The organism is Pseudocitrobacter sp. 2023LY-00077 (assembly GCF_055796175.1).
This window is the reverse complement of record NZ_JBSPEI010000005.1, coordinates 167,503-184,000: the sequence shown is the minus strand read 5'-3', so window position 1 is coordinate 184,000 and position 16,498 is coordinate 167,503. Positions and strand designations below refer to the sequence as shown.

The window sequence follows — 16,498 nt, the reverse complement described above, 5'->3', positions numbered from 1 at the left end:
GTTAATCTCGATTCAGCTCGCATTTTTAGAGGATATATTCTCTCATGCGTTAAAATGGCGCACGATCTGCCCCTTTTTCGCGCATTTCGCCCCATTCTGGCGAGATGAGATTTGTCCTTCTCCTGCGGCCACAGGGCCGCTGGACGATTAAATATTGTGCAACTGCATTTCTCCCTGGTGTTTATCCCGATTTTCAGCGCCCGCTTCGAAGTGGCGCAATCCCTGCAATACTTAATTCAGTATCGTGTGATACGTGACCCCCGGGAGCTTATTTTGAACAGATTACCTTCCAGCGCATCGGCTTTGGCCTGTAGCGCACACGCATTGAATCTCATTGAAAAGCGCACGCTTGATCATGAGGAGATGAAAGCTCTCAATCAGGAGGTCAGAGAATACTTTAAAGAGCATGTAAACCCGGGGTTTCTGGAGTATCGAAAATCTGTGACCGCCGGCGGGGATTACGGAGCCGTAGAGTGGCAAGCGGGGAGCCTGAATACGCTTGTCGACACCCAGGGACAGGAGTTTATTGATTGTCTGGGTGGATTTGGCATTTTCAACGTGGGGCACCGTAATCCAGTTGTGGTTTCCGCCGTACAGAATCAGCTCGTCAAACAACCGCTACACAGCCAGGAGCTGCTCGACCCGCTTCGTGCGATGCTGGCGAAAACGCTGGCCGCGCTGGCGCCGGGGAAACTGAAGTACAGTTTCTTCAGCAACAGTGGCACCGAATCCGTGGAAGCGGCGCTGAAGCTTGCCAAAGCATACCAGTCGCCACGCGGTAAATTCACCTTCATCGCCACCAGCGGCGCGTTTCACGGGAAATCGCTTGGCGCACTCTCAGCCACAGCGAAATCCACGTTCCGCAAGCCGTTTATGCCGCTGCTGCCGGGCTTCCGTCATGTGCCGTTTGGCAACATCGACGCCATGCGTCTAGCGCTATCCGAATGCCAGAAAACCGGTGACGACGTGGCGGCGGTGATCCTGGAACCTATCCAGGGTGAAGGCGGCGTGATCCTGCCGCCACAGGGCTACCTGCCAGCGGTACGCAAGCTGTGCGATGAGTTTGGCGCGTTACTGATCTTCGATGAAGTGCAAACCGGGATGGGGCGCACGGGCAAAATGTTTGCCTGCGAACACGAGAACGTTCAGCCGGACATTTTGTGCCTGGCGAAAGCACTCGGCGGCGGCGTGATGCCTATCGGCGCGACCATCGCCACCGAAGAGGTCTTTTCGGTGTTGTTCGATAATCCGTTCCTGCATACCACCACCTTTGGCGGCAACCCGCTGGCCTGTGCGGCCGCACTCGCCACCATCAACGTGCTGTTGACGGAGAACCTTCCGGCACAGGCGGAGCAGAAAGGTGACATGCTGCTGGACGGCTTCCGCAGCCTGGCGCGCGAATACCCGGACCTGGTGCGTGAAGCGCGCGGTAAAGGGATGCTGATGGCGATTGAGTTTGTCGATAACGAAATCGGCTACAGCTTCGCGAGTGAAATGTTCCGCCAGCGCGTGCTGGTTGCCGGGACGCTCAACAACGCCAAAACCATCCGCATCGAGCCCCCGCTCACGCTGACCATCGAGCAGTGCGAACTGGTGCTGAAGGCGGCGCGCAAGGCGCTGGCGTCGCTGCGCGTTGAAAAACAGGTCACGACCGAGCAGTAAATCTCACGCCCCCCTGTTTTCGTGGGGGGCGTTCTTTGAATCCCATCACAATCCCTGCATTCCCCTTTTCCCTTTTCTACGCCGACGGCTAAATTAAACTCATCCGACCACATAACAATAATTTTACATACTGGACAATCTTATGAGCTATCCGTCGCTGTTCGCCCCGCTGGACCTGGGCTTCACTACCCTTAAAAACCGCGTTCTGATGGGCTCGATGCACACCGGGCTGGAGGAGCATCCCAGCGGGGCCGAACGGCTGGCGGCGTTTTATGCCGAACGTGCGCGTCACGGCGTGGCATTGATTGTCACCGGGGGCGTCGCACCGGCGCTTTCCGGCGTCGGTATGGAAGGCGGTGCGGTGCTGAGTGATGCCAGCCAGCTCCCTCAGCATCGGCTGGTGACGGATGCGGTGCATCAGGAGGGCGGCAAAATCGCCCTGCAAATTCTGCACACCGGGCGATACAGTTATCAGCCGCATCTGGTGGCGCCCTCGGCCATTCAGGCGCCGATCAACCGCTTTACGCCGCATGCGTTAACCCACGATGAAATCCTGACGCTGATTGATGATTTCGCCCGTTGTGCCCAACTGGCGCGGGAAGCCGGGTATGACGGCGTGGAAGTGATGGGTTCAGAAGGCTATCTGATTAACGAATTTCTGGCGGCGCGCACCAACCATCGCGACGATGAATGGGGCGGCGACTATCCGCGCCGAATGCGTTTTGCTGTGGAGGTTATTCGCGCAGTACGCGAGCGCGTGGGAAAAGATTTCATCATCATTTTCCGTCTGTCGATGCTGGACCTGGTGGAAGGCGGCGGCGCATTTGATGAGACCGTGCAGCTGGCGCAGGCCATTGAAGCAGCGGGGGCGACGATCATTAATACTGGCATTGGCTGGCACGAAGCGCGGATCCCTACCATCGCCACGCCGGTACCACGCGGGGCATTCAGTTGGGTCACGCGCAAGCTCAAAGGACGTGTCACGATCCCGCTGGTTACCACCAACCGCATCAACGATCCTGGCGTCGCGGACGATATTCTGGCGCGCGGCGATGCCGACATGGTATCGATGGCTCGCCCGTTCCTCGCTGATGCGGAGTTGCTGTCAAAAGCACAGGCGGGCCGCGCCGACGAGATTAACACCTGTATTGGCTGCAATCAGGCGTGTCTCGATCAGATCTTCATGGGCAAAGTCACCTCCTGCCTGGTGAACCCCCGCGCCTGTCATGAAACCAAAATGCCGATTGTCCCGGCGCTAAAAAAGAAAAATCTCGCCGTCGTCGGCGCGGGCCCGGCCGGGCTGGCGTTTGCCATTAACGCCGCCGCGCGCGGGCATCAGGTCACACTGTTTGATGTGCATAGCGAAATTGGCGGGCAGTTTAATATCGCCAAACAGATCCCCGGCAAAGAGGAATTTTACGAAACGCTGCGCTACTACCGCCGGATGATCGACGTCACGGGCGTAACGCTCAAACTGAATCATCGGGTCACAGCGGATCATCTGCAGGCATTTGACGAAACGATCCTCGCCTGCGGGATCGTCCCGCGCATGCCCGCGATTGACGGGATCGATCATCCCAAAGTGCTGACCTATCTCCAGGTGCTGCGTGACAAGGTTGCGGTGGGAAATTCGGTGGCGATTATCGGTTGCGGCGGCATTGGCTTTGATACCGCGATGTATTTAAGTCAGCCAGGCATTTCTACCAGTCAAAATATTGACGAATTTTGCCAGGAATGGGGCATCGACACCACGCTGCAACAGCCGGGCGGCCTGCGCCCGGAAGGCGCAATGCTGCCGAAGAGCCCGCGCAAAATAGTGATGCTTCAGCGTAAAGCCAGTAAACCCGGTGATGGGCTCGGCAAAACCACCGGCTGGATCCACCGGGCAACGCTGCTGTCGCGCGGCGTGAAGATGATCCCGGCGGTGAGTTATCAGAAGATCGACGACGAAGGGTTACATATCACGATCGGCGATGAAGCGCAGGTGCTGAGGGTCGATCATGTGGTGATCTGCGCCGGACAAGATCCGCAGCGCGCGCTGGCGCAACCGCTGGCGGAAAGCGGGAAAACCGTGCATATGATTGGCGGCTGCGATGTAGCAATGGAGCTGGATGCGCGGCGGGCAATCGCGCAGGGGACACGGCTGGCGCTGGAGATTTGACACCCTCTCCCTCAGGGAGAGGGAACCGATTGTGCGTAATGTTAAGGCAGCGACGCCTTAATCAATGAACAACGCCGGTGAAATACCAAAACGGGCCGCCAGCTTTTTCGCGTGTTCAAGAGTTAGCTTTCGCTGCCCGTTGAGAACCCGGGATACCATCGATTTGCTGCCGATTTCAGGAAGATCGGATAACGTTAATTCGTACTGATCCATTAACGTACGAATTACCGCAATGCCTGCTGGCGTCGCTTCAAGCCTCGCATTAAATTCAGCAAACTCCGGTGCCGAGGTTTCCCAGGCCGTAATTTTTGCGCATACCAGGTCCACAAGCGGGTTATCGGGATCGTTCAGTAACAGATGCTCAATCAGTAGGAGCGCTTCTTTATGCTGTTCATCGTTCTGGATACCGGCCAAAAAAGGAGCGGCTTGTGTCAGCTTTTCACCTGCCTTCAGTACTTCAGAAATGACCATCATCTTTTTCCCCTTCCTCGATGCTCTGCTGTAAACCTATCGTACTCTTTATGCGTGAACACCTGCCGAACATAGAACTTCTGCGAATCAAAAAAAATCATCACAATAACGCGTAATTCGTTCCGACCAATGTCGATAACATAATGTTTATCCAGATATTTAAAATTATCCAGAGAGGGGAAAAGCCCCTTTAGTGCCTCGGGCGTCCTGAAGTATCCTTTCGAAACCACCCTCCCCAGCGCGAGGATCTCCAGCGCATGCTGCGGAAATTTTTCGGCCGCATCTTTCAATGCTTTTTGTGTTATCAGGTGCATTCTTCATCAACTCCGTTGACAAATTGGCAATATCATAACGCATGTTGCCAAATTGGCAATACGTTACGTCATCAGGGCGAAGTGAGGTTACGCTTCAAACAGAGCGATACAAGAGAAGGAAGATGTAGAATTTTAATGCTGCGAGCACGCTTCCAGAAGCGGAGGTTTTGCTCCCTCTCCCTATGGGAGAGGGCCGGAGTGAGGGATTCGCCTTAACGGCGACGCCCTAGCTTCACCGCTTTCAGCACCACAAACTTGCTGTTGGTGGCGATGGTGGTGCAATTGCCGAAAATCTTCTTCAGCTTGTGGAAGTAGTCGAGGTGACGGTTAGCCACAATATACAGCTCGCCGTTAATTTTCAGGCAACGACGCGCGTGGTGGAACATTTCCCATGCCACGTTATCAGTCAGCGCATGCTGCTGATGGAACGGCGGGTTGCACAGTACCGCGTTAAAGCGGAACGGTTCGACGCCGGAGAGCGCGTTGTTGATCATAAATTCACAACGGTCGATGGCGTCCGGCAGGTTGCTTTCCACGTTAAGGCGGCTGGAGGCCACCGCCATCGGTGATTCATCCACAAACACCACCGTCGCTTCCGGGTTTTTCGCAAGCAACGTCAGGCCAATCACCCCGTTACCGCAGCCGAGATCAACAATCTCACCTTCCAGATTTTCCGGCAGATGCTCGATAAAGAAGCGTGCGCCGATATCCAGACCGGTGCGAGAGAAGACGTTCGCGTGGTTATGAATGGTCCACGAGGTGCCTTCCAGCGGCCAGCTCAGGATCTGCGATTCGTCTGCCAGCGCCGGCTTCGTGAAGGAGCAGTTAATCAGACGCGCTTTTTTCCACGCAAGCGTAGTAGTAGTGGTGCCGAGGATTTTCTCGAACAGCGCCAGCGTTGAGTTGTGGATGTCGCGCGCTTTCGCGCCAGCGATAATACGCGTTTGCGGGGTAACAACCTCGCGCAGTGCGCGCAATTGCTGCTCCAGCAGCGCCAGCGTTTTCGGGATTTTAACCAGCACGACGGCAGGCGCAGACGGATATTCCGCGGTACTGTCGAGGAATCTGACGCTGGATTCGTCAATGTCGTTATGGCGCAGGTTTTCACGCGTACCCAGCTCGCTGACGTAAGAGTCACCAATGCTGTACGGCTTATGCTCCGCCAGCGCGCAGCTCAGTGCGCCGAAGCTGTCATTGAAGATCAGGACCGGGCCGTTGATTTCGGTGTCGTCCAACTGCTGCAGCAGATACTCATCCGCCGCTTCCCACGCCTGTAGCGGGTTGACGTCGTCCGTCTCCGGGAAACGTTTCAGGTTCAGTGAACGGAAACCGTTGTCTATGTGGCTCATCGGCCCTCCAGAATGGTAAAATTTGGCGTTATCCCTGAAAAGGGTGCGTGAGTATACACTTTTTAATCCGATTTGGGGCTGTGATGACGCAACTAACTTATCTCCAGGGCTACCCGGAACACCTGCTGGCACAAGTGCGCACGCTTATCGCCGAACAGCGTTTGGGTGCCGTGCTGGCAAAGCGCTACCCCGGCACGCACGATTTCGCCACCGATAAGGCGCTCTGGCAATACACGCAGGATCTCAAAAGCCAGTTTCTGCGCAACGCGCCGCCAATTAATAAGGTGATGTATGACAATAAGATCCACGTGCTGAAAAACGCGCTGGGCCTGCATACTGCCGTTTCGCGCGTTCAGGGTGGGAAGTTGAAAGCCAAAGCGGAAATTCGCGTCGCCACCGTTTTTCGCAATGCGCCAGAGCCGTTTCTGCGCATGATTGTGGTGCATGAATTAGCGCACCTGAAAGAGAAAGAGCACGACAAAGCGTTTTATCAGCTTTGCTGCCACATGGAACCGCAATACCACCAGCTGGAGTTTGATACCCGGCTGTGGCTGACACAGATGTCGTTGGGTTAAGACAAAATCTGAATTCGATCGCCGATCGTTATGAATTTACCCACTAACGTCTACAATCGACTTTCCCCTGCTTTCGTTAAGGATAACGATCAATGCTGCGCGTGTTAGCCCGTTTTCTCCGTCACCTTTTTTGCTCTCGACGCATGTTCAGGTTCGTCTGTTTTCTGCTCTTTGCGGCTATTGCTATGATTTTTTTCGCCAACCGGGAGATAGTCAAAGCAAGCCAGCAACTGACATGGAATGACGTCGATGCAATACCTGCGCGCAATGTAGGCCTGCTGTTAGGGGCCAAACCGGGCAACAATTACTTCGCCCGACGGATTAACGCAGCAGCGGCATTATTTCATTCCGGAAAAGTGAAATGGCTGCTGGTGAGCGGCGATAATGGTCGTAAAAATTACGATGAATCTTCCGGCATGCAGCAGGCGTTGATCGCCAAAGGCGTCCCCGCCAGTGCTATCTTCTGTGACTACGCGGGGTTCTCCACCCTCGACTCTGTCGTGCGCGCCAATAAAGTCTTTGGTGAAAATAACATCACGATTATCTCGCAAGAATTTCATAATCAACGCGCCATTTGGCTGGCGAAACAATATGGCATTGATGCCATCGGCTTTAACGCTCAGGATTTGGATCAAGGCCGCGGCAAACTGGTGCGCCTGCGCGAAAAGCTCGCCCGCGTCAGCGCGGTCATTGATGCCAAAATACTCCACCGTCAGCCCAGGTATCTCGGCCCCACGGTGATGATTGGCCCGAACAGCGAGCACGGTTGCCCCGCCACTAAATAAGTGCGTTACTGCGCACTCATTTTGTCATGCCAGCGTGCTACATTGAAGGAAGATCCCCTTTTATGGAGCACGTCAGCGTCTATGATACGTTTCGCAGTCATTGGTACAAACTGGATAACCAAACAGTTTGTCGATGCCGCCCACGAGACCGGCAAATATAAGCTCACCGCTATCTATTCTCGCAGTCTGGAACAGGCCCAAACCTTCGCCAACGATTATCCCGTCGAGCACCTTTTTACTTCGCTTGAAGCGATGGCGCAAAGCGATGCCATTGATGCGGTGTATATCGCCAGCCCAAATTCGTTCCATTTCCCGCAAACACAGCTTTTCTTACGCCATAAAAAGCACGTGATTTGTGAGAAGCCACTGGCGTCAAACCTGCGTGAAGTGGAAGCGGCGATTGAAACCGCGCGCGAAAATCAGGTCGTACTGTTCGAAGCGTTTAAAACCGCCAGCCTGCCTAATTTCCTGCTTTTACAGCAGTCGTTAAGCAAGGTAGGTAAGGTGCGTAAAGCGCTTATCAACTACTGCCAGTACTCGTCCCGCTATCAGCGCTATCTCGACGGTGAAAACCCAAATACCTTTAATCCGGCGTTCTCTAACGGTTCGATTATGGATATCGGTTTTTATTGCCTGGCCTCAGCGGTCGCGCTGTGGGGCGAACCGCACGGTGTGCAGGCATCAGCGAGCCTGCTGGAAAGCGGCGTGGATGCGCATGGTCTGGTGGTGCTCGACTATGGCGATTTCAGCGTTACGTTGCAGCACTCAAAAGTCAGTGATTCCGTGTTGCCGAGCGAAATCCAGGGCGAAGACGGGTCGCTGGTCATCGAGAAAATCTCCGAGTGCCAGAAAGTCACCTTCGTGCCGCGCGGTGGCAAAGCGCAGGATCTCACTCAGCCTCAGCATATTAATACTATGCTGTATGAAGCAGAGGTCTTTGCCCGTCTGGTCGAAACCAATGAAGTGAATCATCCGGGGCTTGCTGTCAGCCGTACAACCGCGAAACTGCAAACGGAGATTCGCCGCCAGACTGGCGTCACTTTCCCTGCGGATGACGTTAGCGAGCAGGTGCCTGCGTAAAGCTATGTAAAACAGATGTTACAGGCCATTGACGTCGTCGATGGCCTGTAATATTTTGTAACCCGCAAAGGGGAGTAACTTCCTTGCCGGTGGATCGTCATTACGATACGTGAAAAACCGTATCCGGTCGCCGGGCAATAAAACGTATGCACCTTCGGGCAACCGTTTGAAGTGCATACTTTTTGTTGTAAGTGAGACCTTGCCGGAAGGCGAGGTCTATGCATAGAAAAAGCAGCGGCTGACGTCTTCCGACGTTAGCCGTTTTTTTATGCGTAAGGAAAATATCTATGAATAGTGTCGGCACACCGTTGCTGTGGGGCGGATTCGCTGTCGTCGTCGTGATCATGTTAGCCATCGACCTGATGTTGCAGGGCCGACGCGGCGCTAACGCCATGACCATGAAACAGGCTGCGGCCTGGTCTATCGTCTGGGTCACGCTCTCGTTGTTGTTCAACGCTGCCTTCTGGTGGTATCTGGCTGAGACACAGGGTCGCGCGGTGGCCGATCCGCAGGCGCTCGCCTTCCTTACCGGTTATCTGATTGAGAAATCGCTGGCCGTCGATAACGTCTTCGTCTGGTTGATGCTGTTCAGCTACTTCTCGGTTCCGGCAGCGCTGCAACGCCGCGTACTGGTTTATGGCGTATTAGGCGCGATCGTGCTGCGTACAATCATGATCTTCGCCGGAAGCTGGCTGATTACCCAGTTTGAATGGCTGCTGTATGTGTTCGGCGCGTTCCTGCTGTTTACCGGTATCAAGATGGCGCTGGCGAAAGAAGATGAGAGCGGTATTGGCGATAAACCGCTGGTGCGCTGGCTGCGCGGGCATCTGCGCATGACTGATAAGATAGAGGGCGAGCACTTCTTTGTGCGCCAGAAAGGCGTTATCTACGCGACGCCGCTGTTATTGGTGCTGATTCTGGTCGAGTTCAGCGACATTATTTTCGCCGTCGATAGCATTCCGGCCATCTTCGCGGTCACCACCGATCCGTTTATCGTACTGACCTCTAACCTGTTCGCCATTCTCGGCCTGCGCGCGATGTACTTCCTGCTGGCGGGCGTGGCAGAGCGCTTCTCGATGCTCAAATACGGTCTGGCGGTGATCCTGGTGTTTATCGGTATCAAAATGCTGATCGTCGATTTCTACCATATCCCTATTGCGATATCGCTGGGCGTGGTGGGCGGCATCCTGGTGCTGACGTTAGTGATCAACGCCTGGGTGAATCACCAGCACGATAAAAAGAACCAGCAGGCCTAAGCCGTTTAGCCGGGCAGCAGTACGCTGCCCGGCATCAATGTAAAACTAAAGTTAAAAAATATGATGCACCGCGTAAATTCCAGCATTTTACGCTTCCCCACCGGCCAACTTTCCTTATACTCAACCAGGCAAACATTTTTTTACATCCTGACATAAACGAGACAAATAATTCGTAACCGGGATGGCACATTACATCACTGGAAGGAATACATTCATGACGACATCTCCGTCTTCCAGCTTCTTTCGCCGCCTGGTGCAGGGAAGTCTGGTAAAACAAATATTGATTGGTCTGGTGCTGGGCATCGCACTGGCGTTAATTTCAAAACCGGCGGCGGAAGCTACGGGCCTGCTCGGTACGCTGTTTGTTGGCGCACTGAAAGCGGTCGCGCCGGTGCTGGTACTGACGCTGGTGATGGCCTCAATCGCCAACCATCAACAGGGGCAAAAAACCAATATCCGCCCTATTCTGTGGATGTATTTACTGGGGACCTTCTCTGCGGCATTAACAGCCGTGGTGGTGAGCTTTATGTTCCCCTCCACACTGCAACTCACGACTGGGGCGACGGATATTACCCCGCCAACAGGCATTGTGCAGGTGATGCACGGGTTGCTGATGAGTATCGTCGCCAACCCGATTCATGCGCTGATTAACGCAAATTACATCGGTATTCTGGTGTGGGCCGTGGGCCTGGGCTTCGCTCTGCGTCACAGCAACGACACCACCAAAAACCTGGTCAACGATATGTCCAACGCGGTCACTTTTATCGTGAAGGTGGTGATTCGCTTTGCACCCGTGGGTATTTTCGGCCTGGTCTCTTCTACCCTCGCCACCACCGGTTTTTTCGCGCTGTGGGGCTACGCGCAAATTCTGCTGGTGCTGGTCGGCTGTATGGCCGTGGTGGCGCTGGTGATCAACCCGCTGCTGGTATGGCTACAAATCCGCCGCAACCCGTATCCGCTGGTCTTTACCTGCCTGCGTGAAAGCGGCGTGACCGCCTTCTTCACCCGCAGTTCTGCGGCGAACATTCCGGTGAATATGTCGCTCTGCGAGAAGCTGAATCTGGATCGCGATACTTACTCGGTCTCCATTCCGCTGGGTGCGACCGTGAACATGGCGGGTGCGGCAATTACCATTACCGTGCTCACCCTGGCTGCGGTGCATACGCTGGGCATTCCGGTTGACCTGCCGACGGCGCTGCTGCTGAGTGTGGTGGCATCGCTGTGCGCCTGCGGCGCATCGGGTGTGGCGGGTGGTTCACTGCTGCTGATCCCGCTGGCCTGTAATATGTTCGGCATTCCGAACGAAATCGCCATGCAGGTGGTGGCTGTCGGCTTTATCATCGGCGTATTGCAGGACTCCTGCGAAACCGCGATCAACTCCTCTACCGACGTGATGTTCACCGCTGCCGTTTGCCAGGCAGAAGATGCGCGACTGGCGAAAGACGCCCTGCGCAGCTAATCGTTTCCCCCTTCGCCGTCAGGCGGAGGGGCTTTCTTTCTGTACTTTCTTCTCAACGTTAAACGGGTCAATACCGCGCCGCTGCATGCGCCAGAAGCGGATTATATTCAGGCCGTTCATCACCAGAAAGCTCCCTTCAATCATCGTGCCGCCAATCGAACCGAGCCAGAAGTTATGGGCAACCCAGCAGGCGGTAGAGCACCACATCACGCAGCGCACCGATAACCCTTTGCAACGAAACAGCGCCCACGTACTGGCAACCGTACCCGCAATCGGCAGCAGTTCCATCGCGTGATGCAGCTTGCTTAGCCCCAGGGTAAGCGTCAGCGCGATAAACACAAACATCACCCAGATGCGCCGGGTGTATACCGAAATAATGGTACGGATGACGTTGAGTTCGGCGCTCATCCCCGCCGGGATAGCCCCCATCAGGAAGAAATGCACCCCAATGGTCGCACTGTAGAGGGAGAGCTGAAACTTAAAGCGCCGTTCATCGCGATTGATGAAGGTGGTGATACCGATTAAAAACGCGAGTACACCTACGCCCTGGGCGAGCCAATACGCAGTCATGGAGAAGTCCTTATTGAACACCATAAAAAAACGGCGTTTCAGGAAGTGAAACGCCGTTTTATCGTATCAGATCACATTTTTATTACAATGTGACGCCGCTCTTAAAGATCGCCAGCTCGCGGAAATCATTGCGTTCGTTGCAGGTCTCTTTGCCATTGGCAAAATCAACAATCACATCAACGAACTCGTTCAGCAGCTGCGGCATTGCTTTGCCGTGAATCAGCTGCCCCGCGTCGAAGTCGATCCAGTGTTTTTTCTTCGCCGCCAGTTCACTGTTGGTGGCGATTTTCACCGTCGGCACAAAACCGCCGTAAGGCGTACCGCGACCGGTGCTGAACAGCACCATGTGACAGCCCGCACCCGCCAGCGCGCTGGTCGCAACCGCATCGTTACCCGGTGCGCTCAACAGGTTCAGACCCGGCGTTTTCAGACGCTCGCCGTAGCGCAGCACGTCCACCACCTGGCTGGAGCCCGCTTTTTGCGTGCAACCCAGCGATTTATCTTCCAGCGTGGTGATGCCACCGGCTTTGTTACCCGGTGATGGATTCTCGTAGATAGGCTGATCATGGGCAATGAAGTACTGCTTGAAGTCATTGACCATGGTGACCAGTTTCTCAAACGTGGCTTCGTCACGGCAATGGCTCATCAGGAGCTGTTCCGCGCCAAACATTTCCGGCACTTCGGTCAGCACGGTGGTGCCGCCGTTGGCAATCACGTAGTCGGAGAAGCGACCCAGCATCGGGTTGGCGGTGATCCCGGAGAGGCCGTCGGAACCGCCGCACTCGAGGCCAAACTTCAGCTCGCTCAGCTTGCCCGGTACACGTTTGTCGTTACGCATTACGTTGTACAGCTGATGGAGATGCTCAATCCCCGCTTCCACTTCATCGTCCTGGTGTTGGCAAATCATAAAGTGAACGCGGTCGGCATCAAAATCACCCAGCGTTTCGCGGAAGGCATCAACCTGGTTGTTTTCACAGCCAAGACCAATCACCAGCACCGCACCCGCGTTAGGGTGACGCACCATGTTTTGCAGCATGGTACGGGTATTAATATGGTCGTCGCCCAGCTGAGAGCAGCCGTAAGTGTGGCTGAAGAGATGCACGCCGTCGGTACCTTCGGCGTTATTGGTCTCTTTCAGGAAGCGAGTCTGGATCTGACGCGCGATGCCGTTAACACAGCCCACGGTCGGCAGGATCCAGATTTCGTTACGCACCCCAACGTCACCGTTAGCGCGACGATAAATGTTGATATCGCGATCTGCCGGTTGCGCCGCTTCAGGCTGGAATTCGGGTTGATAGCTATACGTATCCAGATCGCTCAGATTGGTACGCGTATTGTGTGAGTGAATATGTTCACCCGCGGCAATATCCACCAGCGCATGGCCAATCGGTAAACCATACTTAATGACGTTTTCACCTTTGGCGATAGGGCACAACGTGAATTTATGCCCACGCGCTACCGCCTGACGGAGCGTTACCGTCTGGTTGTCGACCGTGACTTCCGTGCCTTCAGCCAAATCCGCTAATGCTACCGCAACGTTATCCAGCGCATGGATCTTGATGTATTGCATATCAACCCCAGACCTTAGTTCAGTTCAATGGCGAAGTAGTCACGCGCATTGTTAAAGCAAATGTTTTTCACCATCTCGCCCAGCAGGTTGATATCCGCCGGCGCTTCGCCCGCAGCAACCCAGCGGCCAATCATCTGGCACAGAATGCGACGGAAGTATTCGTGACGGGTATAAGACAGGAAGCTGCGGCTGTCGGTCAGCATGCCGACGAAACGGCTCAGCAGGCCCAGCTGTGCGAGCTGAGTCATCTGACGTTCCATGCCATCTTTCTGGTCGTTGAACCACCAGCCGGAACCGAACTGCATTTTGCCCGGCATCCCTTCGCCCTGGAAGTTACCGATCATGGTGCCCAGCACTTCGTTGTCGCGCGGGTTCAGACAGTACAGGATGGTTTTCGGCAGCAGATTCTGTTCGTTCTGTTTGCTCAGCAGTTTAGAGAGCTCTTCCGCCATCGGACGGTCGTTGATGGAGTCGAAACCGACGTCCGCGCCCAGCAGTTTGAACTGACGCTGGTTGTTATTACGCAGCGCGCCAATGTGGTACTGCTGTACCCATTCGCGACGGGCATATTCTGCGCCGAGGAAGACCAGTACCGCGGTTTTGAACTGTGCCACTTCGTGCTCGCTCAGGCTTTCACCCGCCAGACGACGCGCCAGGATGCTATCCAGCTCGGCTTCGCTCGCTTCGGCGAACATCACCACGTCCAGCGCGTGGTCGGACACTTTACAGCCGTGGGCGGCGAAGTGATCGAGACGTTTGGTCAGCGCGGTTTGCAGGTCGGTGAAACGACGGATATCGGTGTCAGACACTTCACCCAGTTTCGCCATGTAGTCGTTGAAGGTGGCCTGCTCAATGTTGAACGCTTTATCCGGGCGCCAGCTCGGCAGCACTTTGATGGAGAAGGTGCTGTCTTTGGCTACGGTCGCGTGGTGTTCCAGCGTGTCGATCGGGTCATCGGTAGTGCCGACCATTTTCACGTTCATCTGCTGCATGATGCCACGCGCGGAGAACTTATCCTGCGCCAGCAGTTCGTTGCATTCGTTCCAGATTTCGTCAGCGGTAGACGGGGAAAGCAGCTTGCCGGTGATGCCAAACGGACGGCGCAGTTCGAGGTGCGTCCAGTGGTATAACGGGTTGCCGATGGTGTGTGGCACGGTCGCCGCCCACGCATCAAATTTTTCGCGGTCAGACGCATCGCCGGTGCACAGGCGCTCGGCGACACCGTTGGTACGCATGGCGCGCCACTTATAGTGATCGCCTTTGAGCCAGATGTCATACAGGTTGTTGAAACGGTAGTTTTCAGCAATCTGCTGCGGCGGCAGGTGGCAATGATAGTCAAAAATCGGCTGATCTTTTGCGTAGTCGTGGTACAGACGGCGGGCAAATTCGGTATCTAACAGAAAATCTTCAGTCATAAACGGGGTCATTATCGTCTTCCTCTCACGAGTGGTCAGATGTTTATCTGTAATGCTGACAAAGTTATCACACCAATTTCGTCAAGCCGAAGATTTTTTCGTGAGTTAGATCAATAAAAATTGACAAAAAATGACATTAAAAAACTAAAAAAAGCGACACAAGCCGCGCCACGACTGGCTTCAAGCCCTACCACCTATACCCACACGTAAAATACCTCTTTTGTGACAGCATTCACCTTTTAAAGTTGTATGACAAGTTATTGTGCACCCCGTCAAACATAAGCCGACGGAATGCATTGTTGGTGAAAGATACAACTGACTTAACGGTACGGATACCGAATTAAGCACAAGTACGAAGGCAAGGTTCGGGTCGTACCGGGTTCTCCCGGTAAGCCCCTCGATTGAGACATCCTCCCGTAGTACTGGATGAAGACCGTATGAAGATGCGGAATAACGACACGATGAGGTTTACATGCGTAAAATTAAAGGGTTACGTTGGTACATGATCGCACTGGTGACAATGGGCACCGTGCTCGGATACCTGACGCGTAATACCGTTGCAGCTGCTGCTCCTACCCTGATGGAAGAGCTGCACATTTCTACACAGCAATACTCCTATATCATTGCCGCTTACTCCGCGGCCTATACGGTGATGCAGCCTGTTGCCGGGTACGTGCTGGATATTCTGGGCACCAAAATTGGTTACGCCTTCTTCGCCGTTGCATGGGCTGTGTTCTGCGGCGCGACTGCGCTGGCAGGTAGCTGGGGCGGCCTGGCGCTGGCGCGTGGTGCGGTCGGTGCGGCAGAAGCTGCGATGATCCCGGCTGGCCTGAAAGCGAGCTCCGAATGGTTCCCGGCGAAAGAACGTTCTATCGCGGTCGGTTACTTCAACGTCGGCTCTTCAATCGGTGCGATGATTGCTCCTCCGTTGGTGGTATGGGCAATCGTCATGCACAGCTGGCAGATGGCATTTATTATCTCCGGTGTGCTGAGCTTCATCTGGGCGATGGCCTGGCTGGTGTTCTACAAACATCCGCGTGATCAGAAAAAACTGACTGATGAAGAACGCGACTACATCATTAATGGTCAGGAAGCACAGCACCAGGTCGGTACGGCGAAGAAAATGTCCGTTGGTCAGATCCTGCGTAACCGTCAGTTCTGGGGTATTGCCCTGCCGCGTTTCCTGGCAGAACCAGCCTGGGGTACCTTCAACGCCTGGATCCCGCTGTTCATGTTTAAAGTGTATGGCTTTAACCTGAAAGAAATCGCCATGTTCGCCTGGATGCCAATGCTGTTTGCTGACCTGGGCTGTATCGTGGGGGGTTACCTGCCGCCGCTGTTCCAGCGCTGGTTTGGCGTGAACCTGATTGTTTCCCGTAAAATGGTTGTCACCATGGGCGCCCTGCTGATGATTGGCCCTGGTATGATTGGTCTGTTCACCAGCCCGTATGTTGCAATCGGCCTGCTGTGCATCGGTGGCTTTGCTCACCAGGCGCTGTCTGGCGCGCTGATTACGCTCTCTTCTGACGTATTCGGTCGTAACGAAGTGGCCACGGCTAACGGCCTGACCGGGATGTCCGCCTGGCTGGCAAGTACGCTGTTCGCACTGGTCGTCGGTGCGCTGGCAGATACCATCGGCTTCAGCCCGCTGTTCGCGGTACTGGCGGTATTTGACCTGCTGGGTGCGCTGGTTATCTGGACGGTACTGAAAAACAAACCGGCCGAAGAGGTCGAGCAAGAAACGCATCAACCGGCCACGCAAAGCTAGTTTGAGAGTGTTAAACATGTAGCAAAAGCCGCCTCCTCTGGCGGCTTTTTTCATGCGGCGTTA

General features: G+C 54.7%; 14 protein-coding genes. 8 read left to right on the top strand and 6 right to left on the bottom strand.

What is annotated here, in order from left to right; all coding sequences use genetic code 11:
• Positions 1–273 precede the first annotated feature (273 nt).
• Positions 274–1,662 carry a putrescine aminotransferase gene (ygjG, locus tag ACWWFX_RS08845; protein WP_276220808.1) on the top strand — a complete coding sequence of 463 codons (1,389 nt, stop codon included), beginning with the start codon at positions 274–276 and terminating at the stop codon, positions 1,660–1,662.
• 142 nt (positions 1,663–1,804) lie between these two features.
• Complete coding sequence (locus ACWWFX_RS08840; RefSeq protein ID WP_473223603.1) at positions 1,805–3,823, top strand: oxidoreductase; 2,019 nt, start codon at positions 1,805–1,807, stop codon at positions 3,821–3,823.
• Between the two features lie 57 nt (positions 3,824–3,880).
• Here the strand turns inward: ACWWFX_RS08840 and ACWWFX_RS08835 are convergent, their stop codons facing one another.
• From ACWWFX_RS08835 to rlmG, 3 genes are all read right to left on the bottom strand, one after another.
• Entirely contained in the window at positions 3,881–4,297 is a 417-nt protein-coding gene (locus ACWWFX_RS08835; RefSeq protein WP_473223602.1) for a helix-turn-helix domain-containing protein, read from the bottom strand.
• Positions 4,294–4,608 carry a type II toxin-antitoxin system HigB family toxin gene (locus ACWWFX_RS08830; protein WP_456146525.1) on the bottom strand — a complete coding sequence of 105 codons (315 nt, stop codon included), beginning with the start codon at positions 4,606–4,608 and terminating at the stop codon, positions 4,294–4,296. Before ACWWFX_RS08830 ends, ACWWFX_RS08835 begins: the two co-directional genes overlap by 4 nt.
• Before the next feature lie 212 nt (positions 4,609–4,820).
• Positions 4,821–5,957 carry a 23S rRNA (guanine(1835)-N(2))-methyltransferase RlmG gene (rlmG, locus tag ACWWFX_RS08825; protein WP_456146526.1) on the bottom strand — a complete coding sequence of 379 codons (1,137 nt, stop codon included), beginning with the start codon at positions 5,955–5,957 and terminating at the stop codon, positions 4,821–4,823.
• A gap of 83 nt (positions 5,958–6,040) precedes the next feature.
• Here rlmG and ACWWFX_RS08820 point away from each other — a divergent pair, with 83 nt between their 5' ends.
• From ACWWFX_RS08820 to sstT, 5 genes are all read left to right on the top strand, one after another.
• Positions 6,041–6,532: a M48 metallopeptidase family protein gene (locus ACWWFX_RS08820; RefSeq protein WP_276220818.1), complete on the top strand. Its 492-nt coding sequence runs from the start codon at positions 6,041–6,043 to the stop codon at positions 6,530–6,532.
• Positions 6,533–6,624: 92 nt separating this feature from the next.
• Entirely contained in the window at positions 6,625–7,317 is a 693-nt protein-coding gene (locus ACWWFX_RS08815; protein WP_276220820.1) for a SanA/YdcF family protein, read from the top strand.
• A gap of 81 nt (positions 7,318–7,398) precedes the next feature.
• Positions 7,399–8,397 (top strand): Gfo/Idh/MocA family protein, encoded by a 999-nt coding sequence (locus tag ACWWFX_RS08810; RefSeq protein ID WP_473223601.1) that lies wholly within the window; start codon positions 7,399–7,401, stop codon positions 8,395–8,397.
• A 287-nt stretch (positions 8,398–8,684) separates the two neighbouring features.
• Entirely contained in the window at positions 8,685–9,653 is a 969-nt protein-coding gene (locus tag ACWWFX_RS08805; RefSeq protein ID WP_231826169.1) for a TerC family protein, read from the top strand.
• Between the two features lie 214 nt (positions 9,654–9,867).
• On the top strand, positions 9,868–11,112 hold the full coding sequence (sstT, locus tag ACWWFX_RS08800; protein ID WP_473223600.1) for a serine/threonine transporter SstT: 1,245 nt from the start codon (positions 9,868–9,870) through the stop codon (positions 11,110–11,112).
• Positions 11,113–11,130: 18 nt separating this feature from the next.
• Here the strand turns inward: sstT and ACWWFX_RS08795 are convergent, their stop codons facing one another.
• The 3 genes from ACWWFX_RS08795 to uxaC form a co-directional block, all read right to left on the bottom strand.
• Positions 11,131–11,682: a YgjV family protein gene (locus ACWWFX_RS08795; RefSeq protein ID WP_276220826.1), complete on the bottom strand. Its 552-nt coding sequence runs from the start codon at positions 11,680–11,682 to the stop codon at positions 11,131–11,133.
• Between the two features lie 82 nt (positions 11,683–11,764).
• The gene (locus ACWWFX_RS08790; protein WP_276220828.1) at positions 11,765–13,252 is read right to left on the bottom strand and encodes a UxaA family hydrolase; all 1,488 of its coding nucleotides are present in this window, start codon (positions 13,250–13,252) and stop codon (positions 11,765–11,767) included.
• Positions 13,253–13,266: 14 nt separating this feature from the next.
• The gene (uxaC, locus tag ACWWFX_RS08785) at positions 13,267–14,679 is read right to left on the bottom strand and encodes a glucuronate isomerase (RefSeq protein WP_473223599.1); all 1,413 of its coding nucleotides are present in this window, start codon (positions 14,677–14,679) and stop codon (positions 13,267–13,269) included.
• 460 nt (positions 14,680–15,139) lie between these two features.
• Here uxaC and exuT point away from each other — a divergent pair, with 460 nt between their 5' ends.
• Positions 15,140–16,435 carry a hexuronate transporter ExuT gene (gene exuT, locus ACWWFX_RS08780; RefSeq protein ID WP_473223598.1) on the top strand — a complete coding sequence of 432 codons (1,296 nt, stop codon included), beginning with the start codon at positions 15,140–15,142 and terminating at the stop codon, positions 16,433–16,435.
• Positions 16,436–16,498 lie beyond the last annotated feature (63 nt).

Bases quoted from the DNA above. Each gene is read 5' to 3' on its own strand.
- ACWWFX_RS08840 (WP_473223603.1), top strand. From the start codon at position 1,805: ATGAGCTATCCGTCGCTGTTCGCCCCGCTGGACCTGGGCTTCACTACC.
- sstT (WP_473223600.1), top strand. From the start codon at position 9,868: ATGACGACATCTCCGTCTTCCAGCTTCTTTCGCCGCCTGGTGCAGGGA.
- ACWWFX_RS08820 (WP_276220818.1), top strand. From the start codon at position 6,041: ATGACGCAACTAACTTATCTCCAGGGCTACCCGGAACACCTGCTGGCA.
- ACWWFX_RS08835 (WP_473223602.1), bottom strand. From the start codon at position 4,297: ATGATGGTCATTTCTGAAGTACTGAAGGCAGGTGAAAAGCTGACACAA.
- ACWWFX_RS08790 (WP_276220828.1), bottom strand. From the start codon at position 13,252: ATGCAATACATCAAGATCCATGCGCTGGATAACGTTGCGGTAGCATTA.
- ACWWFX_RS08795 (WP_276220826.1), bottom strand. From the start codon at position 11,682: ATGACTGCGTATTGGCTCGCCCAGGGCGTAGGTGTACTCGCGTTTTTA.
- ACWWFX_RS08815 (WP_276220820.1), top strand. From the start codon at position 6,625: ATGCTGCGCGTGTTAGCCCGTTTTCTCCGTCACCTTTTTTGCTCTCGA.
- ACWWFX_RS08810 (WP_473223601.1), top strand. From the start codon at position 7,399: ATGATACGTTTCGCAGTCATTGGTACAAACTGGATAACCAAACAGTTT.
- uxaC (WP_473223599.1), bottom strand. From the start codon at position 14,679: ATGACCCCGTTTATGACTGAAGATTTTCTGTTAGATACCGAATTTGCC.
- ACWWFX_RS08830 (WP_456146525.1), bottom strand. From the start codon at position 4,608: ATGCACCTGATAACACAAAAAGCATTGAAAGATGCGGCCGAAAAATTT.
- ACWWFX_RS08805 (WP_231826169.1), top strand. From the start codon at position 8,685: ATGAATAGTGTCGGCACACCGTTGCTGTGGGGCGGATTCGCTGTCGTC.
- rlmG (WP_456146526.1), bottom strand. From the start codon at position 5,957: ATGAGCCACATAGACAACGGTTTCCGTTCACTGAACCTGAAACGTTTC.
- exuT (WP_473223598.1), top strand. From the start codon at position 15,140: ATGCGTAAAATTAAAGGGTTACGTTGGTACATGATCGCACTGGTGACA.